Annotated in this window: 30 protein-coding genes and 1 tRNA gene; 14 read left to right on the top strand and 17 right to left on the bottom strand. The window is 33.7% G+C overall.

The genetic code is table 11. From position 1 onward, the window contains the following. The first annotated feature begins 9 nt into the window (after positions 1 to 9). From N2692_01045 to N2692_01010, 8 genes are all read left to right on the top strand, one after another. Positions 10 to 309, top strand: a complete 300-nt coding sequence (locus N2692_01045; protein MCX8015879.1) for a hypothetical protein — start codon at positions 10 to 12, stop codon at positions 307 to 309. A 44-nt stretch (positions 310 to 353) separates the two neighbouring features. Continuing rightward, positions 354 to 426: transfer RNA gene (locus tag N2692_01040), tRNA-His, on the top strand. A gap of 117 nt (positions 427 to 543) precedes the next feature. Beyond that, a complete protein-coding gene (locus N2692_01035) occupies positions 544 to 939 on the top strand; it encodes a hypothetical protein (protein MCX8015878.1) in 396 nt (131 codons plus the stop codon). Between the two features lie 85 nt (positions 940 to 1024). After that, the gene (locus N2692_01030) at positions 1025 to 1399 is read left to right on the top strand and encodes a hypothetical protein (protein MCX8015877.1); all 375 of its coding nucleotides are present in this window, start codon (positions 1025 to 1027) and stop codon (positions 1397 to 1399) included. A gap of 13 nt (positions 1400 to 1412) precedes the next feature. Continuing rightward, entirely contained in the window at positions 1413 to 1886 is a 474-nt protein-coding gene (locus N2692_01025; protein ID MCX8015876.1) for a hypothetical protein, read from the top strand. A gap of 85 nt (positions 1887 to 1971) precedes the next feature. Further along, on the top strand, positions 1972 to 2328 hold the full coding sequence (locus tag N2692_01020) for a hypothetical protein (protein ID MCX8015875.1): 357 nt from the start codon (positions 1972 to 1974) through the stop codon (positions 2326 to 2328). A gap of 198 nt (positions 2329 to 2526) precedes the next feature. Next, on the top strand, positions 2527 to 4050 hold the full coding sequence (gene rny, locus N2692_01015; GenBank protein ID MCX8015874.1) for a ribonuclease Y: 1524 nt from the start codon (positions 2527 to 2529) through the stop codon (positions 4048 to 4050). A gap of 94 nt (positions 4051 to 4144) precedes the next feature. Next, positions 4145 to 4420 (top strand): HU family DNA-binding protein, encoded by a 276-nt coding sequence (locus tag N2692_01010; protein MCX8015873.1) that lies wholly within the window; start codon positions 4145 to 4147, stop codon positions 4418 to 4420. Positions 4421 to 4484: 64 nt separating this feature from the next. Here N2692_01010 and N2692_01005 read toward each other — a convergent pair whose 3' ends face one another. Further along, on the bottom strand, positions 4485 to 5048 hold the full coding sequence (locus tag N2692_01005; protein MCX8015872.1) for a sigma-70 family RNA polymerase sigma factor: 564 nt from the start codon (positions 5046 to 5048) through the stop codon (positions 4485 to 4487). Positions 5049 to 5116: 68 nt separating this feature from the next. Between N2692_01005 and rpmH the strand changes: the two genes are divergently transcribed. Genes rpmH through N2692_00980 form a run of 5 tightly spaced genes read left to right on the top strand, consistent with a single transcriptional unit; the run spans position 5117 to position 6999 of the window. Further along, positions 5117 to 5251 (top strand): 50S ribosomal protein L34, encoded by a 135-nt coding sequence (rpmH, locus tag N2692_01000; protein ID MCX8015871.1) that lies wholly within the window; start codon positions 5117 to 5119, stop codon positions 5249 to 5251. After that, positions 5251 to 5586: a ribonuclease P protein component gene (gene rnpA, locus N2692_00995; GenBank protein ID MCX8015870.1), complete on the top strand. Its 336-nt coding sequence runs from the start codon at positions 5251 to 5253 to the stop codon at positions 5584 to 5586. The genes rpmH and rnpA overlap by 1 nt, the downstream gene beginning before the upstream one ends. Positions 5587 to 5589: 3 nt before the next feature. Then, positions 5590 to 5811, top strand: a complete 222-nt coding sequence (gene yidD / locus N2692_00990; GenBank protein ID MCX8015869.1) for a membrane protein insertion efficiency factor YidD — start codon at positions 5590 to 5592, stop codon at positions 5809 to 5811. Between the two features lie 5 nt (positions 5812 to 5816). Next, on the top strand, positions 5817 to 6581 hold the full coding sequence (locus N2692_00985) for a YidC/Oxa1 family membrane protein insertase (GenBank protein MCX8015868.1): 765 nt from the start codon (positions 5817 to 5819) through the stop codon (positions 6579 to 6581). Then, a complete protein-coding gene (locus N2692_00980) occupies positions 6565 to 6999 on the top strand; it encodes a hypothetical protein (GenBank protein MCX8015867.1) in 435 nt (144 codons plus the stop codon). Before N2692_00985 ends, N2692_00980 begins: the two co-directional genes overlap by 17 nt. A 64-nt stretch (positions 7000 to 7063) precedes the next feature. Here N2692_00980 and N2692_00975 read toward each other — a convergent pair whose 3' ends face one another. From N2692_00975 to N2692_00915, 13 genes are read right to left on the bottom strand one after another with little or no spacing between them, the layout of a single operon-like run. Further along, positions 7064 to 8344 carry a hypothetical protein gene (locus N2692_00975; GenBank protein MCX8015866.1) on the bottom strand — a complete coding sequence of 427 codons (1281 nt, stop codon included), beginning with the start codon at positions 8342 to 8344 and terminating at the stop codon, positions 7064 to 7066. A 4-nt stretch (positions 8345 to 8348) separates the two neighbouring features. Continuing rightward, the gene (locus N2692_00970; protein ID MCX8015865.1) at positions 8349 to 9146 is read right to left on the bottom strand and encodes a hypothetical protein; all 798 of its coding nucleotides are present in this window, start codon (positions 9144 to 9146) and stop codon (positions 8349 to 8351) included. Next, positions 9143 to 9868 carry a hypothetical protein gene (locus tag N2692_00965; GenBank protein ID MCX8015864.1) on the bottom strand — a complete coding sequence of 242 codons (726 nt, stop codon included), beginning with the start codon at positions 9866 to 9868 and terminating at the stop codon, positions 9143 to 9145. Before N2692_00965 ends, N2692_00970 begins: the two co-directional genes overlap by 4 nt. After that, positions 9852 to 10343: a hypothetical protein gene (locus N2692_00960; protein MCX8015863.1), complete on the bottom strand. Its 492-nt coding sequence runs from the start codon at positions 10341 to 10343 to the stop codon at positions 9852 to 9854. The genes N2692_00965 and N2692_00960 overlap by 17 nt, the downstream gene beginning before the upstream one ends. Before the next feature lie 34 nt (positions 10344 to 10377). After that, positions 10378 to 12180 (bottom strand): ATP-binding protein, encoded by a 1803-nt coding sequence (locus tag N2692_00955; protein ID MCX8015862.1) that lies wholly within the window; start codon positions 12178 to 12180, stop codon positions 10378 to 10380. A gap of 4 nt (positions 12181 to 12184) precedes the next feature. Continuing rightward, positions 12185 to 12889, bottom strand: coding sequence for a hypothetical protein (locus tag N2692_00950; GenBank protein MCX8015861.1), 705 nt, complete (start codon positions 12887 to 12889; stop codon positions 12185 to 12187). A gap of 2 nt (positions 12890 to 12891) precedes the next feature. Then, positions 12892 to 13296, bottom strand: coding sequence for a PrgI family protein (locus N2692_00945; GenBank protein ID MCX8015860.1), 405 nt, complete (start codon positions 13294 to 13296; stop codon positions 12892 to 12894). A 12-nt stretch (positions 13297 to 13308) separates the two neighbouring features. Next, positions 13309 to 14484, bottom strand: coding sequence for a hypothetical protein (locus N2692_00940; GenBank protein ID MCX8015859.1), 1176 nt, complete (start codon positions 14482 to 14484; stop codon positions 13309 to 13311). 36 nt (positions 14485 to 14520) lie between these two features. Next, complete coding sequence (locus N2692_00935) at positions 14521 to 16473, bottom strand: hypothetical protein (GenBank protein ID MCX8015858.1); 1953 nt, start codon at positions 16471 to 16473, stop codon at positions 14521 to 14523. Between the two features lie 13 nt (positions 16474 to 16486). Continuing rightward, positions 16487 to 18034: a hypothetical protein gene (locus tag N2692_00930; GenBank protein MCX8015857.1), complete on the bottom strand. Its 1548-nt coding sequence runs from the start codon at positions 18032 to 18034 to the stop codon at positions 16487 to 16489. Beyond that, positions 18035 to 18853: a hypothetical protein gene (locus N2692_00925; GenBank protein ID MCX8015856.1), complete on the bottom strand. Its 819-nt coding sequence runs from the start codon at positions 18851 to 18853 to the stop codon at positions 18035 to 18037. It lies immediately after the preceding gene. A 43-nt stretch (positions 18854 to 18896) separates the two neighbouring features. Beyond that, complete coding sequence (rsmA, locus tag N2692_00920; GenBank protein MCX8015855.1) at positions 18897 to 19676, bottom strand: 16S rRNA (adenine(1518)-N(6)/adenine(1519)-N(6))-dimethyltransferase RsmA; 780 nt, start codon at positions 19674 to 19676, stop codon at positions 18897 to 18899. After that, complete coding sequence (locus N2692_00915) at positions 19666 to 21636, bottom strand: UvrD-helicase domain-containing protein (GenBank protein ID MCX8015854.1); 1971 nt, start codon at positions 21634 to 21636, stop codon at positions 19666 to 19668. The genes rsmA and N2692_00915 overlap by 11 nt, the downstream gene beginning before the upstream one ends. A gap of 324 nt (positions 21637 to 21960) precedes the next feature. On the opposite strand from N2692_00915, the gene N2692_00910 reads away from it, so the two are divergent. Further along, positions 21961 to 22950 (top strand): peptidoglycan DD-metalloendopeptidase family protein, encoded by a 990-nt coding sequence (locus N2692_00910; protein ID MCX8015853.1) that lies wholly within the window; start codon positions 21961 to 21963, stop codon positions 22948 to 22950. A 66-nt stretch (positions 22951 to 23016) separates the two neighbouring features. Here N2692_00910 and N2692_00905 read toward each other — a convergent pair whose 3' ends face one another. The 3 genes from N2692_00905 to rplT are packed head-to-tail and all read right to left on the bottom strand — an operon-like array spanning position 23017 to position 25321. Beyond that, complete coding sequence (locus N2692_00905; protein ID MCX8015852.1) at positions 23017 to 24552, bottom strand: YifB family Mg chelatase-like AAA ATPase; 1536 nt, start codon at positions 24550 to 24552, stop codon at positions 23017 to 23019. A 20-nt stretch (positions 24553 to 24572) separates the two neighbouring features. Continuing rightward, positions 24573 to 24965 carry a TraR/DksA family transcriptional regulator gene (locus N2692_00900; GenBank protein MCX8015851.1) on the bottom strand — a complete coding sequence of 131 codons (393 nt, stop codon included), beginning with the start codon at positions 24963 to 24965 and terminating at the stop codon, positions 24573 to 24575. Between the two features lie 11 nt (positions 24966 to 24976). Further along, positions 24977 to 25321, bottom strand: coding sequence for a 50S ribosomal protein L20 (gene rplT / locus N2692_00895; GenBank protein ID MCX8015850.1), 345 nt, complete (start codon positions 25319 to 25321; stop codon positions 24977 to 24979). Between the last annotated feature and the right edge of the window lie 32 nt (positions 25322 to 25353).

Below are 25353 nucleotides of genomic sequence, written 5' to 3'. Positions count from 1 at the left end.
CAATTATCAATGAAAAAAACCTTTGGAAAAATTTTTTTGATTCTTGCTATTATTATTCTTTTATTAAGTATAGTTATTGTGATTTTGAATAAAAAAAGCGCTATACCACCCGAGCAAACTGCCTTGAAAAATTGTTTGGAAAGCGGCGGACAAGTGATTGCTGCTTCCTGTTGTCTATCAACATCTCACTTCCCTAACACTTGCCTTCTTGGCGCTTGTGGCTGTGCACCAGATCAAAGCCATAATATTCAAATCTGCGATTGCGGTCCAGACAAATGCTTTGATGGAAACCGCTGCGTTAATAGATAACTTTTGACAAAATCACGTTCAAAGATTAAAATTGTTTTATCACGGTGGCCTTAGTTCAGTGGCTAGAACGCCTCGTTGTGGCCGAGGAGGTCAGGGGTTCAAATCCCCTAGGCCACCCTAAAACTCCCTTTTTGGGAGTTTTTTAATTTGCTTAATTTTAAATTTTTATTAAACTCAAATTCGGTTCTTAATTTCTAAATAAGGAGGTAAAAAATGCTAAAAAATAGGTTTTTTATGGCTTTTCAATTGGCCAAAAATGTTCTGGTGCCTTTATTGGAAACAAAGCTCAACGAACATTTCCAAAAAATGCAGGTTCTTCCTATTGATTTAAAAAAATTCTCTCTCGCACCACCCAGTGAACAAAAAATTTATCAGGTCACCCTCCGAGAAGATTATAATCGCCGATTTAAAAATTATTCCTTAATTTTTGAAATCCAAAGAAATTTTATTCCCGAACATCCTCCTTTTAAAGGCCAATTTCTTATAGAAATTAGGGTGGATAGTGGCGAGATATTTAAAACATTCGAGATGTATCGATTCCAAAAAGAAAAACTCATTCCTGAAGAAATTATAACGATAAAAGAAGTACTTAAAGAAATTTTTGATTCTTTTTCAGAAGGAGAATTTTAAAACAGGAGCCAAAGCGCTCCTTGTTTTTTTATAAAAAAATGCTAAATTATTGATGGTTTTTTAAAAATCAATTGGGGGGAGAAAAATGAGAAAAAAGATTTTTATTTATGGTCTTGTTTTAATTTTTGGCATAATTGTTATTTTTGGCATCGTCTGGTATCAAAAACAGCATTCACCTGCAATGCCCGCTTCTCTTGTTCAAAAAGAAATTCTTGAAACTATTAATCTTCAAAAATTAGAACCTGATATGCGTTTAATTTGGATTACAGATGAAAAAGGCAAAGAAATTAAACCAGTTTTAATCCGCATAGGCATCACAGACGGCCAATACACGGAAATTAAAGAAATCCTATTTGGCGAAATTAAAGAAGGTGATTTTATTGTTACGGGAAAAACAACGCCTCAATCTAGTGGCGCTTCTCAACAAGACATCAATCGAATTTTCAGAAGTTTAAGATAAAAGGAGGGTAAAAATGGTCTATTTTTATAATCTAACTAACGGTTTAGAAATCGCCGATATTAAAAAATACCCTCACTTTACCCGCATCCAATCATCACACATTGAAGGAAAAGCCTGGAATCACCTTTTTGAACAACTAAGCGATGAGCTGCTGTTTTATCTGGCTATTGGTGAAGAATGCGTTATTGTGGACGCTTCAACAAAACCCTTGCGCTCAAGTATTGCCCGCATTGGTATGCCTGTTATTATTTATGTTTTATCGAGGGTTTGGTTGAAAGAGAAACCAAAATTAGAAATGTTAGATGTTAAATATTTGGAAAAAATCTATCGCTCATTAAATAGAAGCACAAGGAATAAATTGAAATATTATAGAAAATTCTTATTGACTAATAAGATAAGGTTAAATTGTTTTATTGGTTTCACAAAAAGAGACGGAAGATATGATTTTTTTAAAAAACGAATTCAAGAACAAAAAGATGGCGCTTAACGCCATCTTTTCTTTTTATTTGACAAATAAAAAAATAGCGATAATCTAAAATTGGCTGTTAAAAAATCTAAAGGGGAGGTGTTTAATGAAAAAAATTCTTTTAAAAATTTGCAGAATTTTCAAAAATTATCCTTCGTTATATTTATTTATTGAAGAGGCTAAAAAACAAAAGGTGGGTATTATAAAAATTATCCCCCGCATCACGGTTTTTGAACATCTTAGCGCAGTAGAAGTGTACCAAGGCGTTGTAGAAGTAATTGCCGACGAATTGCCCGGCATTTATAGTGGATTATATTGCGAAGTTTTGGTCAAACCATATGATGACAAAGAAAAATTGTTTCATGAATGTGAAAAAGTAGTAATAGAAAGAGCGCAAAAAATAAAAAAAAGGTTAGAAGAAGCTGGGCTGGCTGTAGAAATAAAAAAATTAAAAGTATATTAATACTAGTGATAAACGGACTCCCAAGGAGTCCGTTTTTGTTTATTCTTCTCGCTTGCTTTTTTAAAAATTGCTATTATAATAAAAATGTATTTCTTTTTACTTTGCTTTTAGAGTCATTTAATCTTAATTTCGCTATAAAAAAATTTGTGAAATTCTCTAACCTTCAATCGCAATTTTTGAAAGGCGAAATCCAATTATATGGAGACGCTTATTTTAGTATCTTTAGCAACTTTACTTTTAGGAATTTTTATTGGTTACTTGGCGCGACAAAATATTGTCAAACGCCAAATTGATTCGGCCGAACAAAAAATTAGAACACAATTAGAAGAGGCCAAAACCAAGGCCAAAGAAATTATTCTAGCCGCCAAAGATAAAGCCGCGGCTATTTTGGATGAAGCTCAAAAAGAAGAAAAAGAGCGCAAGAAAGAACTTTCGGCTTTTGAACAACGTCTTAATCGTCGTGAGGAATTGCTTAATCAAAAACTCACCGAAACCGAAGCTAAAAATCGTTCTTTAGAAGAAAATATTAAGAAAGTAAAGGAAATCAAAGAAAAAGTGGAGGAAATCCGCCAAGAAGCGCAAAAAGAACTAGAAAGAATTGCTGGATTAAGTGAAGAAGAGGCTAAAAAAGAATTATTTGAAAAGATAGAAAATACCCACCGCCAAGAAATTGTTGAATTATTGAAACGAATGGAAAGAGAAAAACGCGATGAGATAGAAAAACAAGCTTTTAATATCCTTGAAACCGCCATCCAACGCTTTAGCCGATCAGTTAGCAGTGAAGTAACAACCTCTTCTTTCTCTATTCCTGATGAAGAAACAAAAGGTAAAATCATTGGCCGAGAAGGTAGAAATATTCGTACTTTGGAACGTTTAACAGGCGTGGATATTATTATCGACGAATCGCCAGATACAATTACTTTATCTTCTTTTGATCCTTTAAGACGAGAGTTGGCGCGTATTGCCTTAGAAAAACTTATCAAAGACGGCCGCATCCAACCAGCCAAAATTGAAGAAAAGGTTGAAGAAGCGCAGAAAGAATTAAATGAAAAAATCAAAGAAGCGGGAGAAAACGCAGCTTATGAATTGGGAATTTTGGATTTACCAAAAGAACTTATTTATCTTTTGGGTAGACTAAATTATCGAACAAGTTATGGGCAAAATGTTCTGCAACATTCAATTGAGGCCGCTCATTTAGCTAAAATGTTGGCTGCTGAACTGGGCGCTAATGTTGAAGTGGCAAAAAAAGCTGCACTACTACATGATATTGGAAAGGCCATCGATCATGAAGTTGAAGGCACTCATGTTGAACTAGGCAGAAAAATTCTTCAAAAATATGGCATTTCCGAAGAAATCATTAAAGCCATTGAAGCGCATCATGAAGATTATCCATTTGAAACCCCGGAATCATTTATTGTGGCCGCAGCTGAAGCAACTTCTGCCAGTCGCCCAGGTGCCAGACGTGATAGTTTGGAAAATTATCTTAAACGCTTGGAAAACCTTGAAAAAATTGCTCTTTCTTTCGAGGGAGTCCAAAAAGCGTATGCTATTCAAGCTGGACGCGAATTAAGAGTTTTCGTCATTCCTGAAAAAATTGATGACTTGGGTGCCTTAAATTTAGCCAAACAAATAGCTAATCGAATTCACGATGAACTAAATTATCCTGGAGAAATTAAGGTTAATGTTATTCGTGAAACCAGAGCTGTTGAATATGCCCGTTAAATTTATCCACACCCCCATTTGGAAACCGCATAAAATGTGCTATAATTCAATTAGACAGGTTTTGCCTTAAAAGGTCGGTTAAATTTTTAAAAAAATGACAAAAGAAGGATTAGTCGAGGCTATTTTAAGCAAATTTGAATTAGCCAGCAAAAAACAGGCCCGCGAAATTGTTGAAACTATCTTTGAAACCATTAAACAAACAATGGCTCGCGGTGAAGAAGTAGCTATCAGTGGATTTGGCACTTTTAGAGTAGCTCGTAGAGCAGCTCGCGAAGGTATTAATCCTCGTACTGGTGAAAAAATCCAAATTGCCGCTTCTATTAAACCAAAATTCCGCGCCAGCAAAGCCTTAAAGGAAGCTATAAAATAAAGATTTGTTGTCCGGACAAAACTAAAAACCCCTTATTTATAAGGGGTTTTTAGTTTGGGAAAAATTAATTATTGTCACCTCGACTACCTAGCAATTCTTTTAATTTTTTCAATGCCCGATGTTGTAAAACACGCAAAGTTAAAGGGCTTTTTTTCATAATTCTGGCAATTTCGCCATAAGAAAGATCGTCAACAAAACGCAAAATTAAAATATCTTTTTGTTCCTGCGGCAATCGATTAATTAAGCTTAAAATTTTTTTAACTTCTTCTTTATAATATAAACGTTCATCCAAATCTAATGAATCTACAATCTCTATCTTAATATCATCATTTAAACTTAAAACGTCTTTTTGTTTTCGATAAAAATCAACAACCAAATTATGGGCAATTCTATAAACCCAACTACTAAAAGGATTTTTTCTAAATTTAAAATCATCGAGAGATTCCCAAACTCTCACAAATACTTGTTGAGTTAAATCTTCGGCCTCTTCCTTCTTCCCGACTTTGAAATAGATATAGCGGAAAATTCGTTCAGCAAATAACTCATAAATTTCTCCAAATGCTTCTTTATCACCTTTTTTTATTTTTCTTATCAATATTTTTATATCTTTCTCAGAAATTTCAGGCATAACTTTATTATATCATAAACAATTATTGCGAAAATCAAAATTTTATGATAGAATAACAAAATAAAAGTATGTCGACTACTTATCAACCTAAAAAAAGAAAAAGAAAGAAAACGCATGGGTTTCTAGTAAGAATGAGGAGGCCTGGTGGGAAGAGAGTAATAAAAAGACGACGCCAGAAAGGTCGTTATCGTCTCAGTGTCTAATGAAAAAGGCGCAAATCATTCGGAAAACAAAAGATTTCAAATTTATTTTTAAAAATGGGCAGAGGGAAAAAAATTCGGACTTAACAATTATTTATTTATTCAATCCAGAAAATAAGAACAATCGCTTTGCTTTTTTAATCAGTAAAAAAATTTCTAAAAAAGCTTGCAAACGCAATTTGTTAAAAAGACGTCTCAAAGCCATTTGCGATCAAATAGATTTTAAAAAGAGTGGTTATGATATCGTCTTTATCCCTCGCCCGTCCCTACTTGCGAAGAATTTTTCCGAATTGAAAGATTTGACCGAAAGATTAATGCAGAAAGCAAACTTAATTTAATTTATGAAATATCTTCTCTTAGGTGTAATAAAATTTTATCGGGTTTTTTTCTCCCCCCAAACGGGATTATTTAAAAATTTTTACTTCTTTCCCGCCCACTGCCATTTCGAACACGAAGAATCTTGCTCTCTTTTTGCTTATAATGCTATTAATAAATATGGCTGTTTTAAAGGCCTAAAAATGGCTTTTTTGAGATTCTGTCGATGTAGTGGATTTATCAAATAAAAAATATGAGTAATTTTTTTCATCTTATCTTCATTCAGCCGATATTCAATCTTTTAATAGGAATATATAATTTTCTTCCTTGGCATGATATTGGTGTAGCTACCATTATTTTAACCGTTTTTATTCGTCTAATTTTAGCCCCGCTCTTTTATAAAAGCAGCAAACAACAATTATTAATGAATAAATTACAGCCGGAAATTCAAAAAATTCAAAAAGAATACAAAGACGATAAAGAAAAATTAGCCAAAGCCCAAATGGAACTTTTTAGCAAGCACAAAGTTAATCCTTTCAGTAATTGTTTTTTGATTTTACTTCAACTACCTATTATGTTCGCTGTTTATCGAGTTTTTTTGATGGGTTTTAGCAATGAAGTTTTAACAAATAATTTATATTCTTTTGTTAATATGCCCCAAAATATAAATCCTTTCTTTTTAGGCATTATCAATCTAAATAAGGCCAATATTTTTATTGCTATTCTCAGCGCAGTTTTACAATTTATTTCAACCAAAATTATTATGCCCTCCGCCCCCCAACCTTCTAAAGCTAATGTTTTAGAAAATCCCGCTCAAAAAATGACAGCTGTTTTACAAAAACAAATGCTTTTTATTGGACCAATTATGACATTTATAATTTTGGTTGGCTTGCCATCAATTTTAGGCATTTATTGGTCTATAACAACAGTCATTAGCATTATTCAGCAAAAAATTATTCAAAAAAAATTATCGGTCGAGACAAAACCCACCACTTCAAACAATGGAACAAATAATTAAAAATTTATTATCTTTTTTTAATATTGATGATGTTGAAGTTGAAATAAATGAAGTTGATGAAAATTTAACCAATATTAATATTAGAACAGAAAGTGGGAAAATTTTAATTGGTCCTGACGGTAGTGTCTTGAAAGATTTAGAATTGATAATTAGATTATTGGCTCAGAAGAATAATATAAATAAAAAAATAAATCTTGATATAAATGGCTACCGCAAATACCGCGAAGAACAATTGAAAAAATTAGCCAAAGAAACAGCCCACAAAGTAATAATTACTAAAAATCCGATTAAATTACCACCAATGAATGCTTATGAAAGAAGAATTATTCATATGGAATTGGCTATCAATCCTAACGTCACCACTGAAAGTGTTGGCGAAGAACCAAATCGCTATTTAATTGTAAAACCTTATCCTTAATAGATAAAAGTGGTTAGATTAAATTAAAAACCGCCCCGTTGGGGCGGTTTTTTAAATGATTTTTTTATCTTGATGGGGTAGCTGTAGGTGTGGTTTTTGGAGTAATAGTTGGAGTTGTTGTGGGTGTTGGTGAAATTTGCTGATTGGAAACCGCTGGCAAGATTAAACTATAAAGCGTTTTTGTTTTTTCATCGTAGAAAAACAGATTTTTATCATCTTTGCTTATTTTTATATCATTCACTTGGAAAGTATTATTATTTAATAACTGCGCTTCCATTGTTTCCAAATTAATTTGGTAAATCATTTCATCAATTGACAAAACACCCATGTAATAAGCATCGGGCCAAACACCAGAAAAAACAGGATTAACAAAAATACTGCAATAAAGAATGGGGGAAGAATGGGCAAAAACGCATTTTTCCGGCAAAGTAATATTGGGAAAATCTGCCAAAACATAACCATCTTTATTTATCAATTGTAATTTAGGATTAGAACCGCTACTAGAAGTAGTAAAAAGCAAACCATACTGCCCCCTGTCATCCCATTTCAAAATTAAACCATAGCCACTAACAAAAGGACTAAATATTTTATTTTTCAAATCAAATTTTAAAACTGTTGTTTCACTTATGCCACTGGGTTTTTGAGTAATATAAGCAGTAGTTGTTGTAGGCCATAATAAAGCAATATCACTTGCCGCTTTAAAATCCATTAAAATTTTTCGATTAGCCAAATTCTTGTCCAATTGGGCCAAATAATTTGATTCTTTAAAATTCTCTTGATAATAAAGAGGGCTGTCAGAATAATAATAAAGTAAATTCTCGCCATCTGGCGACCAAGTAGCAGTTTTGATATAAAGGTCTAGATTTTTTACTTCGCGTGTTTTTATATCCAAAACACTATAAGATGGTTTTGTGGCACCCTCAGCCACATATTTAATTAGAATTTTATCTTTAACTGATGGTTGAATGGATAAAACATTATTAAAATTAACTCCCAATTCCCGTTTTTCTTCTTTAATTTGTGCTTGAGAATAATCAATTTCAAAAAGCCCCTCTTTAGTGAGATATTGCAAAGTAGAAGCGCCGCTTTGCCAAAACGCTAAAATATCTTTACTAACTAAATTTCGCAATGTTATTTTATCCCCAATGGAACTAATTGGCGTCCCAATAGGTTCTCCACCAGGCAATAATGGAGTAGCAGTAATTGTTGGAAGAGTGCCACCAATACCACCGCTCGTCTCTTCTTCAACGTAACTCGTCGGCTTCAAATAAAACCAGTAGAAAGCAAAAGCAATGATACCAAGAATAATTAAAATTAAAAATATAATTAAAATTGTTTTTTTCATATTTTTATTCTGGTAATTTAACATCCCCCGTTGGTTTATTACATTGCGCAGCACAAGACTTTCCTATGTTTGTTAATTGGCCATTTAAATAACATGGATCTTGCGGCACACTTCCAACTCCATAAGGATTAGTGGCGGCCTTAGCACAACAAACATTAAAACATCCTTCGGGATCGGGAATTTCTATCTTATATAACGCATTGCATGTTTCTATACATTTGTATGCTATATTTGAACTAACTTCACTACAGACACTTTGAATACAAATTTTTCGTAATTTCTCGGTATTCTCTTGAATTTTCTTTTCCTCTGCTTGTTTTAGTTGTTGATCGCTTAATTTCGGTGCAATACCCGGCAGATTTAATCTTACTAAATCTGGATTGATTGTTCGTAAAATTAACACTGATGCTAAAACCAAAACCAAACCAATAAGAGCGTCTTGAATTTGACCGCGCGCTTCTTTCTGTTTTGAAGTATTATCACCGCTCGTAGCATAAGTAATGCCGGCAATGGTAATCTGAATAATCGCGGCGATAACAGCAGCATAAAGGGCTAAGCGGTACAAAGCAGAAAGATATTCCGCTGGGGATTGAGGGCAACTACTCAAAAATGGCGCCAAAGAAATTTCCATACACTGCGTCCCACTAAACCAATTCTCCGATGTTGTCGCTGTTGTTGTAGTAGTTGCAGCAGTCGAAACAGTTTGAGGAGCAACTTGAGCTCCTTGTTGTGCCAATCCCACATTGCTTAAAGCAAGTAACAAAAAGGTGAATATTACAAAAAAATTGGGTTTTTTTCTCATTTTAAATTAATATTTATATTCGCACTGGCTCTTATAATAATATCTCTTAAATCCTCAATTGTTAATTGGATTGAGTAACTCTTTTCTCCCTCCTCGGCTTTAGGCAATATCAATATGCGTTCATTATCCAGATTACTTACCCTTTCATTATTAATTCGCCACATATAATGAAGTTGTTTTGGGTCGTCGCCGCCAAAGAAAAATGGAACTGCTTCTAATTGCAATAATGATCCACTACTCGAATACTGACCTTGAACAATTTTCTTTTCCCCGAATATTCGGAAAAATACGGCTGGCTGAGCCAAATTAATTGTTATGGTTTTTTCAACGGGCTGACTTGATGCGGATGTTAAAATTGAAACTTTTACATTATAAGAATTTTTATTGAAATCTTTTGGTCGAAATCTAATTGATTTTAATCCTACTCCTTCATTTATTAAATTATCGTTTACATACCAGCGATAACTCCACTGATCGGAATTTAAATAATTACCATTTTTTGCAGAATAAATTAGAGGTTGAACCGAAACCTTTATTACCGCGAAACGCGCTGGCAATGCCTTGCCTTGATATTCAATCGGAATCATTCCATCGCTCTCCCAAGTTAAATAAAGAAAACTTTCGGGGTTTTTCAAAGTTTGCCCAAACACAAAATCTCCTTTAATTATCAAAAGTGTCATTATCAAAAGAACTAAAATTTTTTGTTTATTGAGATTCTTCATTTTTTTGTGAGGTCATATTATTCGCCGCTTCTAATGCTTTGCCAGCAGCAGCCAATTCAGGTTTTACTTTCCCAGCAACCTCTAATCCTTTTGCCGCCATCTTTAATTTCTCTGGATGTTTCTGTTGAACATATATCCAAATCATTATAGTTGTTTTTGTCGGTAATGAACCTACAACGGGAATCATATCGATAACACTACCCAGCAACATAAATTCCCCCCTCAGCCCTTTCATAAATAACCATAATGTCAATGAACCGCCGCACAAAATATTAACTGCCCAGCTAATAATCACACCAACCCCCGTTAACTGAAGTAAATCAACCAAATCAGATAAAACCGCCGCAGGTAAAGGCCAAATAAAAAATTCAATTGAAGAAATTTTAGGCCCCGCCGGAGTTTCTTCAGCTTCTTCTTTTAATTCTGTATCCTCTTCTTCTTGATTCAATTGTAAATCTTCATTTTCTTGCTCCATATATATTATAAATAAATTTTATTAAAAAATTAAGCTATGCCCCAAAGCTTTTATCAAACATTTCTTTGGCTTTTTCAATTTGAAGCATTTGAGCTGGATTGGTAGTAATTATCTGATCCTCGGTATAAGAGGCAATTACTTTAATAGCCACATGTTTTGCACCCGCAAAAAATATCCCCTCTCCTACATTAGCGCTTAAAAGCAATTGTTTCTCTGCTTCAGTTAAATTAAATGTTTCGGCTACCACCTCAATAGAAGCAGGCGATTGCTTTAAAAGCAATTGCAACGCGGAATTTGTGATAATTGGTTTCCCTTGCGGCGTTCTTATAAAATCTTCAACATCTTGGGTAATTGTTGTCACGCCCATATGATATTTTCGACAACGCTTTACTAATCCAAACAAGAAATCTGCGCCTGCTGGATATTTCATCATCCACCATGCTTCATCAACAATCAAAATTCTTCTTTTTAGTTGCGAACGAATTAAATTCCAAATAAAATTCAAAACCATATACATTGCAATTGGCCGCAGCTCATCTTCTAAATCACGAATGGCAAAAACAACCAAACGATTATCAATATCAACATTAGTGGGTTTATTGAGAAAACCAGCGAAAGTGCCTCGCGTAAATTTAAATAATCTATCAGCCAATTCAGCACCACCCTCCATATTTTCCAACACCGCTTGCAAATCCTCCATTAATGGGGGAGTTAATTTGGTAAAATCGCTTTCTGGAGTAATATCGCGGGAGGCATAAGTTTCAGCAATCGCTCTATCCAAAATTCCAATTTGTTCAGAAGTTAATTCACCAAGCATAATTCTTAATAAACCCGTAAGATTTAAAATGTTTGATTTCAAAACCTCTTCGGGTTTTTCATCAGGACGAGGCGGTGGCAAATCAAAAGGATTAATATGGTGCTCTGAAGTTAAAGAAATATTTATAAATGAACCTCCAACTGTTTCTGCTAAATGCTGGTATTCTTTCTCGGGATCAATAATAATTACATCGGTTCCCATCATTAAAGAACGCAAAACCTCCAATTTACAAAAATAAGATTTACCGCTACCGGATTTAGCAAAAATTACCATATTACCATTTTCTAAAGAGAACCTATCAAAAATAATCAAACTATTATTATGTCGATTAATGCCGTAAAAAATTCCTTTATCTGAAGTTAAATCCAAAGAAATAAAAGGGAAAAAAGTAGAAACAGGCGAAGAATTCAATGTTGAATGAACGCTCAAATAATCCTTATTCAAAGGAAAGCAAGATAATAACCCCTCCGATTGTTGAAAAAGTGCTGGTTTTATATAGACCATTCTCCCCTCCAAGAAACTTATAATTTTCTGCTCAATTTCTTCCAATTCTTTGAGATTAGAGGCGTAAATAGCAATATAAACACCGACTTCAAAAAGTTTTTCTCTTGCTTGCTGCAAGGCGTCACGTAAGTTTTCTAAATCTTGATAAGCGGTTTCTAACACTGGATCTCTCACCAATCCCTTTTCTTCTCTTTCTAAAAGTTGAGCTTCTACTTGAGCTACTTTTCTTCGTAATTGTTTTAAGGCTACTCCTGTATCAACTGGCTGAACAAAAATAGAAACATCAACTGTTTGGTCAATATTGAGGACAGGCGAAAACCAACCAGAAGTAAGATAGCGCGGATACGAAATAATATAGTAAGTTTTGGTATACAAATCGCCCAGGCGTACATATGTTGACTCTATCTCCAAAGCGGGTGGGGTTAAAATTTCTCTAATGGTTTGCAAGCCCGTTCGCGATGGTTTCGGAATTTTTATTTCTTCGTCTTTTTTTGATGAAAAAGGTAAAAATGGCATATTTTTACTCTATTAATGGTTCTTCTTCTAATTGTTCTAGTTCGGCTGTAATAGCCAAACCGACCCTTTCTTGTTTTTCGGGATTATAAAAGTTGTAATATAATTCAATTAACTCCGGCGTTTTAAGACGGATGGCATTTAAACCCATTGGCTTCAAAGCAGAAATAACAGCGCTGACGCGATGATATAATTGCATTTTATTATTAACAAATTGTGTTTCGGCATCAATTTCTTGTTGTTGAATATTTGCTTTTTGCTTGCCAAAAGGTAATTTTTGAAAAATTTGCGTTAATGGATTAGCCGAGCTACTTGCGGAAATAAGTGATGGCGAATAAGGAATAACAACATAAAATCTTTTTGTCATAATATTGGTGCTTTTTATTAATTCATCGATAAAATTGCGGTATTCTTGAATTTGCAATTTCAAAAGTTCGTTCTGCTCGTTTTTTTCAATTTCTTTAATCTTTTGCAAATAATTATCAAGATTGATTTTTCGAGAATGAACAAGAATTTGCAGTGGAAAATCTAAAGAATTTAATAAATTCTGGTAAGCATTTAACACTATCTCTTGTTCAGTTTCCGACAATAAATCAAAGTTAATGCCAGAAACCATTAAAACCGCCCTTAAAGAGCCGTCTTTTAAAATAACGCAATCGTCTTTGATTGTCTCAATATCTATGAATTTTTCTGTAGAAGCGCCTCCTATCATAATTATTGATTATTTTTTTCTTCTAATTGTTTAGCTATTGCTTCTAATTCTTCGACGGTTAATCGCTTTTTTTCTTCTTTTTTAGCAACAATTGGTTTTGTTTCTTTTAATAATGGCTTTGTTGCTTGTGGTTTTTTCCAAGTATATAAACGAGGATTAATATAAAATTTTAAAGCGTTGATTAGGATTTTATGAAGCGGCTGCTCGTTAATTTTCACAAAAGCCAAAGCAATTGAAATTAAACCAATAACAATGCTTACTAAAATCCATAGACCTGTTGTTAAAATAGAATTTAAAATAAAAATTAAAACTCCTCCGCCCCCCAGAAATAAAAATTGACGAAGGGTTAACGGCCCAACAATTTTGCTTTCTAAATTAATAAATTGTGGAACTTGTGTTGTCGGCATATTATTTAATTTTTAGAATTTCAGTTTTCTTAAATCAATTACATTCTCAGCGGGAACATTCTGTGAATCTCCTTCTTTAATCTTTTCTGGTTCTTCTTTGGGGGATTCCTTAATCGTGGCCGATTCTGGCGCTTGCTCTTCTAACGAAGGTTTATTTTGTGTTAAGTTTATTGTTTCATGTTTTATCTCTGGGGGTTCTGATAGCGGCTTAGCGCTTGGGAAAATTTCTTTTTCTATCATTGGTTCGGCTGTTTTCATTTCAGGAATGGGGGGTTCTAACTTTTTCTCTAGGGGAGGTGCGGCTGCTTGCATTGCTGGTATGGTTTCAGCGGGTATGGTGGGAGTTCCTTCTTTCTGAATTATTTCCTCTTTTTCAAAAACTGGTTTTTCTATCTTTCCAATTGGTTTAATTTCTTCCTCGTGTTTTAACTCAATTTCTGAAACTACTTTTTCTTTGGCTGGTTGAACATCCTCAAAGCTAATTCGCCATGGTGAAGATTCCTCCAAAACTGGTTTGGATTCTTCTTCTTTCCCAATAATTACTTTTTCCGCAGGTTTTTCTTCAGTTGGTTGTTTGAATTTCAAAAATGACAAAAAGGAACGCCTTGGCTTCTCTTCTGATGGTTGAATGGGTGGAGCAATTTCTTCTGATTTGGGCTTAATAATCGTGTCCATTGACTTAATCTCTCCCCCAGAAGTTTCTTGTGGCAATTTTTGACTTTCAATAATTAATGAGGTGGGGGGTGTTTCTTGCGCTTCTAAAGGTTTCGATATTTCTTCTTTTTGTTTTTGGACTTCTTCTTGGGTTTTTCCTTCTAATTTTTCCATCGCTGAAAAACGATGATAAATTTTTTCTAAATCATCTCTTATTGGAGCAATGAGTTTACTTTCGATTTTTTGAGCAATTTCCTTGGCAATGACAGGATGAAGTCCTTTATCTATTAATTTGCCGGACAATAACGGGAGAAAAACACTCGGATTAATCATGCCCAAAAAAACTTGATGTGTTGTCTCTACCATTACATCAAATTGTTCCATCGTCAAATAGTTTTGACGATCTAATTCTAAAAAATAATCGGCCAACTCATTACTAATAAGAATCTTCTGAATGTTATCAGGTAATTTATCCATTCTTTTTCTAATATTTTCTATTGTTTCTTCTGAATTAATTAATGTATTATTATTCATAATTTTATTTGTTTAAAAAATTTTCTGTTTTTTATTTTATTTATACAATTTAACTTTCGGTTCTTCTTTTTCTTCTTTTTGTTTTTGTTCTTTTAATGCTTCTTCTTCTAATGCTGCTTCTAAATCAGCGTTTAAATTTGCATTAAACCATTGTCGACCGGTATAACCACTTTTCATCTTTTTGGCAAATTCTTTTTTGCTTTCAATATCTAAACCTTTGAATCTTTCCTTAATATGCGTGGTTAATTTATTTAACAAATCTAAATCAAGATTTCTTAATTCTAATGCTGCTTTTTCTGGATCCAAATCAATCTTTAGCTCAACAACAGCTGAAAGAATAGTTTCATCTTTAATTTTGCTAATATTAAATTTATTTATATCAATGTCAGAATTTGATTTAATAACATTTTTTACTTGTTGTATATCATTACTCTTGACCGCTGTTTGAACAGCAGGATGCCATTCAGGGTGTTCACTTAAAACTTTCTTATAAGAATCTTTATCATACCTATTTAACAATGATATAGCTTGATCTTTGTTAGAATCATCAATTCCTCCTTTTTGAGCTAAAACCGAGAACATTGCCGCTCTTTCGGCCGGCATCAAAGCTGAATTAGCCATTTTCTTTAATTGATCAACGCCAACAGATTCGTACTTCTTCTTTCTCTCATTCCAATCCTTACTTTCAGCCTCCTCGGCTTTGCGGGAAACATAACGACTAGCCATGCCCAATCCAGTGATTCCGATTAGCGCTTTTGCTACATCGGATTTACTAGCGGCTTTTTCCAAACCAGTGGCCGGAGCATTAGCAGCTCGCAATGCCCATAAAGAAGCTTTATTTTTAACAGCTCCTTTTACTTTATTGCCAGCCGAGGTTACAATACCATGCGCCTTAGCAGCAATTTTTGCTCCCATTTTCTCCCCTGCTATCAACCCCGCAACAATAAAACCAGCCACTAAAAACATTTGCATTATTTCTTGAAGGTTATACATTACAGAACTCATTCCAGTTACTATTCTATCAGGAATGGTCAGTTGTTTAACATGACCCGCTGTCTCTAAAGCTAAATAAATGAAAAATCCCATTACTGGAGCTACAAAACACCACTGCAAAAATTTATCCCACCACTGCTTAGCAATATTGCCCGGCGTGCCGGGAATTGAAATTAACGATATCACCCACGCCAGAGGAGCAAAAATTAATAAAATCCACAACCAGAAAAGACGAACAAATAAAATACCCACGAGAGCGCCAAAAATTATAATCATTAAAAAGCTAAAGATAATGGTAAACATTAATTTTGCAATCCCCATCAAAGCAGTTTTTTCTTGAGCACCCGCCATTTGTGATTCTACCCATGTTTGCCACTCTGCTGGTGTAGAGGTAGCTGTAGGTTCTTGAACAGACTGACTTTTCATAAATGTTTGCAATGATAAAGCATCAGCTAGTGCATTAGTAAATCTGACACCACTTAAACCACTCGAATCTCCGCCCAAAGAACCGAAAATAAAATATCTGAAAAACATATTTGAAAAATCTATAATAACTCCGCCAATCATCAAACTAAAATTAATCAAAATAGCCATAATAATCATTTTGACCAATAAACCTTTTGTTGCTCTTGATTGCACTCTCAAAATATAAGAAAAAGCAATGTAAATTAAAATTATTATAAATAAGATGTTGGTGAAATCGCGCGCGATTCGCCATCCTGTTTGAACAACGGGCATTTTTGTAAAGACGGAAGCATTAATAATTAAAGCCAAGAGTTTTGCTTCTAAAATAATGATTTGAGAAGCAATAATAGCAATTAGATGTGAAATCCAACTAAAAATACCATAAATGACTTTTGAAGTAATATAGGAGGTTTGTGCATGGGTTTTAAAAACTGCTATAAAATTTATAAACAAACCCAAAACCACCCCTTGAGTCAAAGACAATTTTCTCAATTTAATTTTTTTAAGTATATTTTTTATCTTTCTTAGCATATTTCAGTAAATTTTAATACTGCGGCGGTGGAGGTGGTTCGCTACCACAATATTTTTGACAACTAGTCAGGCTGGTAAAATCACCATTGGGGTCTAATTCGCAAAGCCCTTCGGTTTCATTACAGCTATAACGATTTTCTGATGGCGGAGGGGTAGTTATTGTAGGATAACAAACTCGATTACAAGAATCATAATCACTATAATTGCCGTTTGGATCAGCTACACAAATTTGTAATTGGGCGTCGCATTTAAATCGTATTGATGAACCACTACAAACCGCTTCACAACTCTCCTTGGAAAAATAGGGCCCATCTGCATCAATCTCACAAACCTTTGAACCTCCATATGTTTTACACGCATAACGCAAATTTAAAGATGGACCTGAATCACCCTTTTCCGGCAAATTCAATAACCCCTTACCATACCATTTGCCACCAATCAATAATTCTTTAGCTGATTTTATCAAACGACTCATTATGGCTTGGGCAATCATTTCAGCATAACCTTTAAGATCAGCTGAGGTTAAGAAATATGTATCTGCTTTATCAAGTTGATTGGTTAAAACTTTTGAGGTTACATCGGATTTTGCTTCGCCAGGAATACTTACCACTTTTTCTACACATATCTCTTGCCCAGTAGCAGGATCTTTTTTGGTTTTAATACACCACTCAGTCGGCTTATATCCGCTTTGTGTCTTTTTCTCTGCTTCTTCGCGAGCCTCGGTCAATTCCGCATTTAAAGATTCTTGGGTCATCAAGTATGCCCCAAAAGCATTATTCCAAGGATAAAACGATTCCTCAAACGCCAACCATCCGCCATTAGAAAAATTATCATAAAAAGATTCAATATTGCTTACCACTCTAGATAAAGTACAAGTTGGGAATGGTGGCTTACCAGGCAAAGTAGTCCCAACTCGCACTGTATAACGAAATGGTTCGCATAATTGAGAAAATGGGGAGTTTTCAATGAAGAATCCAAATGCTTCATTAACTACATCACTAAAAAATTGTCTCCAATTGGTAACAAACTGAGGATCTCCTGTTGTTCTACCGCTAATCCAGTCAACAGCATTAGAAACTAGACGATCCATAAATGTTTTAACCGTAATTCTTAACAACAACTTTGTCATTTCTGCCATTTTCGCCTTTAAAGAAGCTTTCTTTTTCGCTACCCATTCTTTACATTGCTGGGTTGTATCAGCGCCACCAGTATTTATAATACACTCTCCTGAAACAGCTGTACCCCCAATCCCCAAAAAACTAAAAGCGCGACCCAACATCTGACAAACTGGATTAAGAACAACTGATAATGCGGTATTTATCCAACTACTAATCCTCTGGTAAATCCCCGTGGAACAAACCATCACCTCGCCCCAATTTTCGGCATCGTATACTTCTGGTGCTGATTCTATAACTGGTTCCATATCTTGTATGGGGGGCAGAGATCTTTCAACAGTAGGAAGGGAAACTTGGGCATTGGCCTTTTTAACCTCAATAACCCCTTCTAAATTAAGGAGTAAAATAGCAATTAAAGTGATAATGGCAAATGTTTTTTTGCTCATTTAAAACTTAAAATATTTAATCGAACCATCGCTTTCCATTTTCCGCATCATTGCCGCCATCCATTGCTGATAGGCAGTATCCAAATCCTCAAGCAGTTGAGAGGCAACCAAGGCGCTCACTGGATCCTTTTGGTAATTATAAAGCGCCTTTAGTATTGAAAGTTTTGTGTTTAAAAGATTAATCAAGTCCAAATGCAAATTGGCATAAGAGGTGGGAATAGGCAAGTTTTTCAAATCGGTAATTGCTAAATTTAAATCATTAATTGTGTCGCTAAAAAAGGTTGGATTTTCATTATCAAGAAAACTCTGGATTTTTTCTTGGAAGATATCATCAGTTAATTTGTTGTCATATAAAATTTTTATTGTTTCAACAAAATATTTAAAAGAGGTGAATGGCGGCTGTTCATTTGAGATAAATTTTAATTCAGCAAAAGTGGTAATAGGTAAGTTTTCCAAAAAATAATTCTTGTATTTCTCAATCATTTCAGCGCTAAATAATTCCTCGTTCGGCACCATTAATTCTCCCGAGGACAAATCGTTATTGGCGTTTAAAGAAATAATTTGTGAGGCTAGTTCATTAGCCACTTTTAAAGTTAGGTTATCTTCATCTTTAATATCCAACGATTCTATATCCGCTGCTAATTTTTGATTTAATTTTTCCAACGAAAAAGAAGAAGGGGCATTAATTTTAGCTGAATTAACCACAGCTAAGTTGTTTTCATTTAAACTATTTGTTTTATTGTTTTGCAAAATCAAAAAAGAAATAAAAATCGCAAAGATAAAAATTCCTATGCTTAATTGTAAATATTTGCTCTTCATATTAAAAATTCTTTGCTTCTTTAATATTATACTGCAAAAATTATTATTTATTAAGTTTTTCTGCCAAAGTTATCCACAATTGAAGCGATAATTCAGAAGGTCTTAATTTTTCAGACAAATTTAATTCCGCTAAGATTTTTCTAATTTTTTCTTTATCAAATTTACTTGACAAATTATTCAAAAGCGTTTTTCGTGGTTGTTTAAAAGCAATTTTTAATAATTCTATTATTTCTTCCTCATTTTTTAATCTTTTACCAGTAGACAAAACTTCCAATTTAATTACCGCTGATGACACTTTAGGCGGCGGATAAAAATCTTTTGATTTTAAATTAAAAACCAATCGGGGTTTAGACCAAAGATTAACTATATTCGATAATAAATTAGCGTTTGGTGGGCTGGCCAAAATTTTTTGAGCCACTTCTTTTTGGAGCATCAAAACAATTAATTGGGGTGGGTTTCTTAATTTCTGAAAAATGCGCAAAAGTTGACCAGTCAAGTAATAAGGGATATTACCAATGATTTTATAATTTTTATAAGTTTTTGAAATTTCTTCTAAAACATCACGAATATCTGCTTCAATAATTTTCGGCCATTCATTTTTAAAAACTCCTAAACGTTTTTTTAGAATTTCAATCCATTCTTTATCTTTTTCAACCGCAATAACAAAAGGAGTTTTTCTAAAAATCTCACTGGTTAAATTGCCACTGCCAGCGCCAATTTCAACAACAATATCATCTTTTTTAATTTCCAAAGCATCGACAATTTTTTTTAATGCTGATTTATTAATCAAAAAATTTTGTCCTAATCTTTTTTTATATTTCATAATTATCATCATCAATTAATTCGATTTCTGGATAATCCGGATCAATTATTTCTTTATATGGTTCTAATTCTATTTCTTCTTTTAGCTCTTTTGGAATTTCTTCAACAAAACGAGAGCTCTCACTGATTTTCAATTGACCAAACATTTTGCGTCGCGATGACCAGATCAAATAAACCTCTTCTTTAGCTCGCGTCATCCCAACATACATTAATCTCCTCTCCTCCTCAAGTTCTTCTTCTGAATACTGAGACTGAATATGCGGCAAAATTCCTTCTTCCGCCCCGACAATAAAAACAACATCAAATTCTAATCCTTTAGCGCTATGTAAAGTCATTAAAGAAACATAGTTTCTATCCTCTGTTTTTTCATCACCCTCCTGAAATAAAGTGATTTTTTCTAAAAATTCTGTCAATGTGCCTTTTTCATAAGCATCAAAATCCTCTGCTAATCGCACCAACTCCAAAACATTTTGCCATTTTTCTATAGGATCTTTAACTGTTTCCTTCAGATACTGCTCATAATTAATTCTATTTAATAATTCTCGCAATAATTGGGCTATTGGAATTTTATCAACTAAATTCTTTAATTCATTATAAATTTTTAAAAAATTTTTTGCTTCGGCAATTTTTTTAATATTTTCCCAAACTTTTTCATAATTATCCTCTTGAAAAATAATTGCCGTTTTCTTTGCTCCAATTTGGCGCGGCGGAATATTAATAATCCGCTCTAAACTAGCCAAATCTTTTGGATTAACTAAAATCCTTAAATAAGCAATAATATCTTTTATTTCTTTTCTTTGATAAAATTTAATGCCAGCAAAAATTTGATAAGGGATGCCTGCTTTTAAAAAAACCTCCTCCAAAACACGGGATTGGGCATTGATTCTATAAAGCACAGCGAAATTTTTATATTGATAATGATATTGTTCGATTAAATTTAAAATCATCGAGGCTACAAATTCTGCTTCTTCAATTTCATCAAGTGTCCTCACAACAAAAACTGGCTTTCCTTCTTTGTTAACCGATATCAATTCTTTTTCTCGACGCAATCTATTGTTTTTTATTATCTCTTGGGCTGCTCTCAAAATATTCTTTGTTAACCGATAACTGGTTCGCAATACTACCACCTTTGCATCTGGCCAATCTTTTTCAAAATTTAAAAAATTGCGAAAATCAGCTTGTCGCCAAGTATAAATTGACTGGTCTTCATCGCCCACCACACATAAATTGCGATATTTCGAAGCAAGAAGTTTTATTAATTGATATTGGGAAGTGTTTGTATCCTGATATTCATCAACTAAAATATATTTCCATTTGTTTTGATATTTTTCCAAAATTTCTGGATTTTTTTGAAAAATTTCTACTGGCAATTTAATCAAATCGTCAAAATCAAAAGCATTGTTTTGAATTAATTTTTCCTCATATAATCGATAAACTTTTGCTACTTTTTCTTGAAAAAAATTTTCAACGTTTTTTTCATAGTTAATCACATCAATTAATTCACTCTTGGCTCGAGAAATTTCATTGCGAACAATACTTGGTAAAAATTGTTCTTTCGGCAAATTTAGTTCTCGTAAACAATCTTTAATAATTTTTAATGAATCGTCTTCATCAAAAATTACAAAATTTTTATTGCGGCGCACTATTCTTAATAAATCCTTTAGAATATTTAAGCCTAATTTATGAAAAGTCCCTATAAAAAGTTTATGAGAAAAATTATTAGCGCCCAAAATTTTTTTAATTCGTTCACGCATCTCTTCGGCAGCTTTATTAGTAAAAGTAATAGCTAAAATATTTTCGGGTTTTATACCAGTAGCCAAAAGATAGGCCACCCGATGAGATAAAGTTTTCGTTTTGCCCGACCCAGCACCAGCCACAATTAAAAGCGGCCCTTCTGTAAAAAGCACCGCCTCTTTCTGATCCTCATTTAAATTCTCCAGAATTTCAAACTTATCAATCATAAAACTAAGTTTAACATTTTTTCTTCGTTTTTTCCAGCAAAAATTATTATAATTTTTAGATTTTTAAACTGATTTTTTCTCGATTAACAAAAACTTGACTTGTTTTCCTCTTTGTTTATAATTTAGAGTAATCCTTAAAAAGACCCCTGTCTTTTGAGGAGAAAACAATTAAACAAGCTTATTTGTACGCTTTTCACCAATTTTAAGCGATTGATTCGAAAGATCACGATTGAACTGAAAGTTATCATTTTTAATTCAAAAAACCTCTTTTCGTTAAAAGAGAAGTTCTTTTTCTTTAGACAGCCACTCCCAACGGTTGTCTTTTTGTTTATTTTAGGAATTGTTTTAATAGTCATTAATTACACAAACGAAAATAAACTTTTAGCTTACAAAGAGTCGGACAGAGGAATTTTAGGCGGTCCAAAATTAATTACCACAAATTTAGCATCAAATAATAACAATACAGCCGTTTTTGCTCTCGCCGTTAATCAGAGTTTTAATGAAAATAAAGGTTTGGGGTTTTCATCTATCGCCGACTCCAATATTTATTATCTTATTGACAACAATAGCTTACAAAATCCCAGCCCCATTCTTACAAGTATTAAAACGGATAAAAATGGTGTCTTGATTTATAAAGTTCAAAAGGGTGATACGTTATTAAGTCTTGCCTCTGAATTTGGTATAAGTTTGGATACTATAAAATGGGCTAATAATTTGAAAAGTGAAAGAATCACTCCCGGCGAAGAATTAATTATTTTACCAGTATCTGGCGTTCTGCATGAAATCAAACCCGGTGACACAATAGAAAAAATTGCGGAATTATACTCTGTCGCAACTGACAAAATTATTGCTTACAATAATTTAACTAGCTCTTCTTTAATACCAGGACAAAAAATTATTATACCCGATGGCCGAATGCCCAGAACTTATAAAGTATTCGCTGCAACCTCTTCTTTGCCTGAATATCCATATTACTACATCATCCCCGTCGCTGGTTTTAATTGGGGCATTCTCCACAATGTAAATGCTGTTGATATTGCTAATCGCTGCGATACTCCGGTTTTAGCAGCGGCCGAGGGATTGGTAGAAACGGCATCTTATGACAATAGCTACGGCAAATATATAAAAATTCAACATCCCAACAATACTGAAACCCTATACGCTCACTTAAATCAAGTTCAAGTTAAAGAAGGCGATTATGTGATGCAGGGACAATTAATCGGATTAATGGGCAATAGCGGTTATGTTATCGGTTCGCCAGGGTGTCATCTTCATTTTGAAGTCCGCGGCGCTAAAAATCCCTTTGCCAGATAAAGTTTACAATCTTATCCAAAAACAAAAAATCGAGTTTTAACTCGATTTTTTGTTTTATCTTTTTCTTTAATTTTCGTTCTTAATCCGATACCTTAAAGCTTCAGCTATATGTTCATTTTTTATCACTTCTGATTCTGATAAATCAGCAATTGTGCGGGCAACTTTAAGAATCCGATAATAACTTCTGGCTGATAAATACCAATTTTCAATGGCTTGTTTTAATAATTTTTCTGCTGCCTCTTCCAATCGGCAAAACTTTTCAACATCTTTAGAAGTCATTTCCGCATTGGTGAAAATATTTCTTTCCAACTGAGCAAATCTTTGTTTTTGAATCTCGCGTGCTTTTTCAATTCGTTTTCTAATTACCTCTGATGAATCACCATTTTTTTCCTGCTTGAGCTCCTCATATTTAACTCTTGGCACTTCAATTTGTAAATCAATACGGTCAAGTAAAGGACCAGAGATTTTCTTTTGATATCTTAAAATTTCCGAAGGTGAACAACGGCATTCTTTTTCTGAATCGCCATAATAACCACACGGACAGGGATTCATAGCAGCCACCAAAATAAATCGCGCTGGAAAAGTTAAACTTCCCTGAACACGACTAACGGTAATTTCGCCATCTTCCAATGGTTGCCTTAAACTTTCTAAAACATCACGGGCGAATTCAGGAATTTCATCCATAAACAAAACTCCACGATGAGCCAAACTAATTTCACCGGGTTTTGGCCAGGATCCTCCCCCAACTAAAGCAATTTTTGAAGCTGTATGATGGGGCGAGCGAAATGGTCTTGTAGTTATCAAAGGATTTTCATTGGAAAGCAAACCGCAAACACTATAAATTTTACTTACATCCAAAGCTTCTTCTAAAGATAAAGGTGGTAAAATCGAAGGTAACGCCTTAGCTAACATACTTTTACCAGCCCCGGGCGATCCAATCATTAACACATTGTGTCCGCCAGCCGCTGCTATTTCTAAAGCTCTTTTTGCTTGATATTGACCTTTAATATCAGAAAAGTCTACAGAATAATCATTTAATTTTTGCCGATTAAAATCTCCTTTGCTTATAAAAGATATATCCTTTCTTCCTTCTAAATAATCGATTACTTCTGCTAAATTTTCACAACCAACCACTTTTAATCCCTCAACCAGACCTGCTTCATTAACATTCTGTTTGGGAATAATTACTTCTTCAAAAGAAAATTTTTTGGCCATTAAAACAATTGGTAAAACACCAGCCACAGGCCTTAAACTACCATCCAACGCTAATTCACCTAAAAAAATTTTATTTTGAGTATTAAAAATTTTGATTTGTTTGGAGGCTAAAAGACAACCAACCGCAATAGCCAAATCATAAGCCGAACCCTCTTTTTTTAAATCAGCCGGCGCTAAATTAACAGTGATTCTTTTATTTAAGCGTTGAGGCGCCACAGCGCCACTATTTTTTATAGCCGACGAAACTCTGTCCCTTGCCTCACTAACAGCTTTATCAGCCAAACCCACAATATTAAAAGCATGAAGACCAGGTGCTAAATCAACTTCTACTTCAATTATTTGAGCTTTTATTCCAACAACAGCCGAAGAAAAAACTTTGGCAGTCATTGTAAAGAAATATTTTATAATTAAGGTGTTTGACGATTTTTTTTCTTAACGCAAGTCATACAAATTTGCGCTGTCGGTTCAATTTTTAAACGCGCAATTTCAATTAAATTACCGCATTCAGCACAAATGCCATAACTCCCCTTTTCCATTCTTTCTAATGCTTGATTAATTCTATCAATTTCGTTTTCCCATTCCATTTTTAAGGAAAGAAGGTTGTTTAATTCTTCTACTTCATCAGCTTCAATTGAAGCATCTTCGGATGCCATAAAATCGGGCATTTTTATTGCCATGTCTTTCTCTTTTAAGTTCAATTCTTCTACTTTTTCTTGAAGTTCCTTTTTTTCTTTATCCAATAATTCTTTTAACTCTTTCAAAATTTTCTTATCGTATTTTTTTCGTTTAAAAATAATCATAGTGAAATTTTTTATTTGACCGCTGAAACAATTTGGCTGAAAACTTCCGGATAAAATTCGGCTAATTGAGCAAGGATTTTTCTATTAATTTTTACATTATTTTTCTTTAATAAGTTAATAAACTCGTTATACTTCAATCCACCCTGATTAACCGCAGCCTTAATTTTAGTTTGCCAAAGACGACGAAAATCACGCTTTTTTAATTTTCTTCCCTCAAAAGCATGGGTCCACGCATGAAGAAGAGCTTCTTTAGCCAATCGCTCTTTTGATTTGCGACCCCATTTAAATCCTTTTGTATAACGTAAAATTTTTTCTCTTTTCTTATGAGCAATTTTTCCTCTTTTGACTCTGACCATAGTTTTAAAAATTTATAAAAAATAGTTTCCAT

It is taken from the genome of Patescibacteria group bacterium, assembly GCA_026415775.1.
In the GTDB taxonomy this organism is placed as follows: Bacteria; Patescibacteriota; Minisyncoccia; order UBA6257; family JAAZHW01; genus SKW32.
The sequence above is the reverse complement of the archived record's forward strand: the minus strand, read 5'-3'. Positions and strand labels throughout refer to the sequence as shown.

What these genes read in the sequence shown, in the direction of transcription:
- N2692_01045 (MCX8015879.1), top strand. Translation starts at nt 10, where the DNA reads ATGAAAAAAACCTTTGGAAAAATTTTTTTGATTCTTGCTATTATTATT.
- N2692_01035 (MCX8015878.1), top strand. Translation starts at nt 544, where the DNA reads ATGGCTTTTCAATTGGCCAAAAATGTTCTGGTGCCTTTATTGGAAACA.
- N2692_01030 (MCX8015877.1), top strand. Translation starts at nt 1,025, where the DNA reads ATGAGAAAAAAGATTTTTATTTATGGTCTTGTTTTAATTTTTGGCATA.
- N2692_01025 (MCX8015876.1), top strand. Translation starts at nt 1,413, where the DNA reads ATGGTCTATTTTTATAATCTAACTAACGGTTTAGAAATCGCCGATATT.
- N2692_01020 (MCX8015875.1), top strand. Translation starts at nt 1,972, where the DNA reads ATGAAAAAAATTCTTTTAAAAATTTGCAGAATTTTCAAAAATTATCCT.
- rny (MCX8015874.1), top strand. Translation starts at nt 2,527, where the DNA reads ATGGAGACGCTTATTTTAGTATCTTTAGCAACTTTACTTTTAGGAATT.
- N2692_01010 (MCX8015873.1), top strand. Translation starts at nt 4,145, where the DNA reads ATGACAAAAGAAGGATTAGTCGAGGCTATTTTAAGCAAATTTGAATTA.
- N2692_01005 (MCX8015872.1), bottom strand. Translation starts at nt 5,048, where the DNA reads ATGCCTGAAATTTCTGAGAAAGATATAAAAATATTGATAAGAAAAATA.
- rpmH (MCX8015871.1), top strand. Translation starts at nt 5,117, where the DNA reads ATGTCGACTACTTATCAACCTAAAAAAAGAAAAAGAAAGAAAACGCAT.
- rnpA (MCX8015870.1), top strand. Translation starts at nt 5,251, where the DNA reads ATGAAAAAGGCGCAAATCATTCGGAAAACAAAAGATTTCAAATTTATT.
- yidD (MCX8015869.1), top strand. Translation starts at nt 5,590, where the DNA reads ATGAAATATCTTCTCTTAGGTGTAATAAAATTTTATCGGGTTTTTTTC.
- N2692_00985 (MCX8015868.1), top strand. Translation starts at nt 5,817, where the DNA reads ATGAGTAATTTTTTTCATCTTATCTTCATTCAGCCGATATTCAATCTT.
- N2692_00980 (MCX8015867.1), top strand. Translation starts at nt 6,565, where the DNA reads ATGGAACAAATAATTAAAAATTTATTATCTTTTTTTAATATTGATGAT.
- N2692_00975 (MCX8015866.1), bottom strand. Translation starts at nt 8,344, where the DNA reads ATGAAAAAAACAATTTTAATTATATTTTTAATTTTAATTATTCTTGGT.
- N2692_00970 (MCX8015865.1), bottom strand. Translation starts at nt 9,146, where the DNA reads ATGAGAAAAAAACCCAATTTTTTTGTAATATTCACCTTTTTGTTACTT.
- N2692_00965 (MCX8015864.1), bottom strand. Translation starts at nt 9,868, where the DNA reads ATGAAGAATCTCAATAAACAAAAAATTTTAGTTCTTTTGATAATGACA.
- N2692_00960 (MCX8015863.1), bottom strand. Translation starts at nt 10,343, where the DNA reads ATGGAGCAAGAAAATGAAGATTTACAATTGAATCAAGAAGAAGAGGAT.
- N2692_00955 (MCX8015862.1), bottom strand. Translation starts at nt 12,180, where the DNA reads ATGCCATTTTTACCTTTTTCATCAAAAAAAGACGAAGAAATAAAAATT.
- N2692_00950 (MCX8015861.1), bottom strand. Translation starts at nt 12,889, where the DNA reads ATGATAGGAGGCGCTTCTACAGAAAAATTCATAGATATTGAGACAATC.
- N2692_00945 (MCX8015860.1), bottom strand. Translation starts at nt 13,296, where the DNA reads ATGCCGACAACACAAGTTCCACAATTTATTAATTTAGAAAGCAAAATT.
- N2692_00940 (MCX8015859.1), bottom strand. Translation starts at nt 14,484, where the DNA reads ATGAATAATAATACATTAATTAATTCAGAAGAAACAATAGAAAATATT.
- N2692_00935 (MCX8015858.1), bottom strand. Translation starts at nt 16,473, where the DNA reads ATGCTAAGAAAGATAAAAAATATACTTAAAAAAATTAAATTGAGAAAA.
- N2692_00930 (MCX8015857.1), bottom strand. Translation starts at nt 18,034, where the DNA reads ATGAGCAAAAAAACATTTGCCATTATCACTTTAATTGCTATTTTACTC.
- N2692_00925 (MCX8015856.1), bottom strand. Translation starts at nt 18,853, where the DNA reads ATGAAGAGCAAATATTTACAATTAAGCATAGGAATTTTTATCTTTGCG.
- rsmA (MCX8015855.1), bottom strand. Translation starts at nt 19,676, where the DNA reads ATGAAATATAAAAAAAGATTAGGACAAAATTTTTTGATTAATAAATCA.
- N2692_00915 (MCX8015854.1), bottom strand. Translation starts at nt 21,636, where the DNA reads ATGATTGATAAGTTTGAAATTCTGGAGAATTTAAATGAGGATCAGAAA.
- N2692_00905 (MCX8015852.1), bottom strand. Translation starts at nt 24,552, where the DNA reads ATGACTGCCAAAGTTTTTTCTTCGGCTGTTGTTGGAATAAAAGCTCAA.
- N2692_00900 (MCX8015851.1), bottom strand. Translation starts at nt 24,965, where the DNA reads ATGATTATTTTTAAACGAAAAAAATACGATAAGAAAATTTTGAAAGAG.
- rplT (MCX8015850.1), bottom strand. Translation starts at nt 25,321, where the DNA reads ATGGTCAGAGTCAAAAGAGGAAAAATTGCTCATAAGAAAAGAGAAAAA.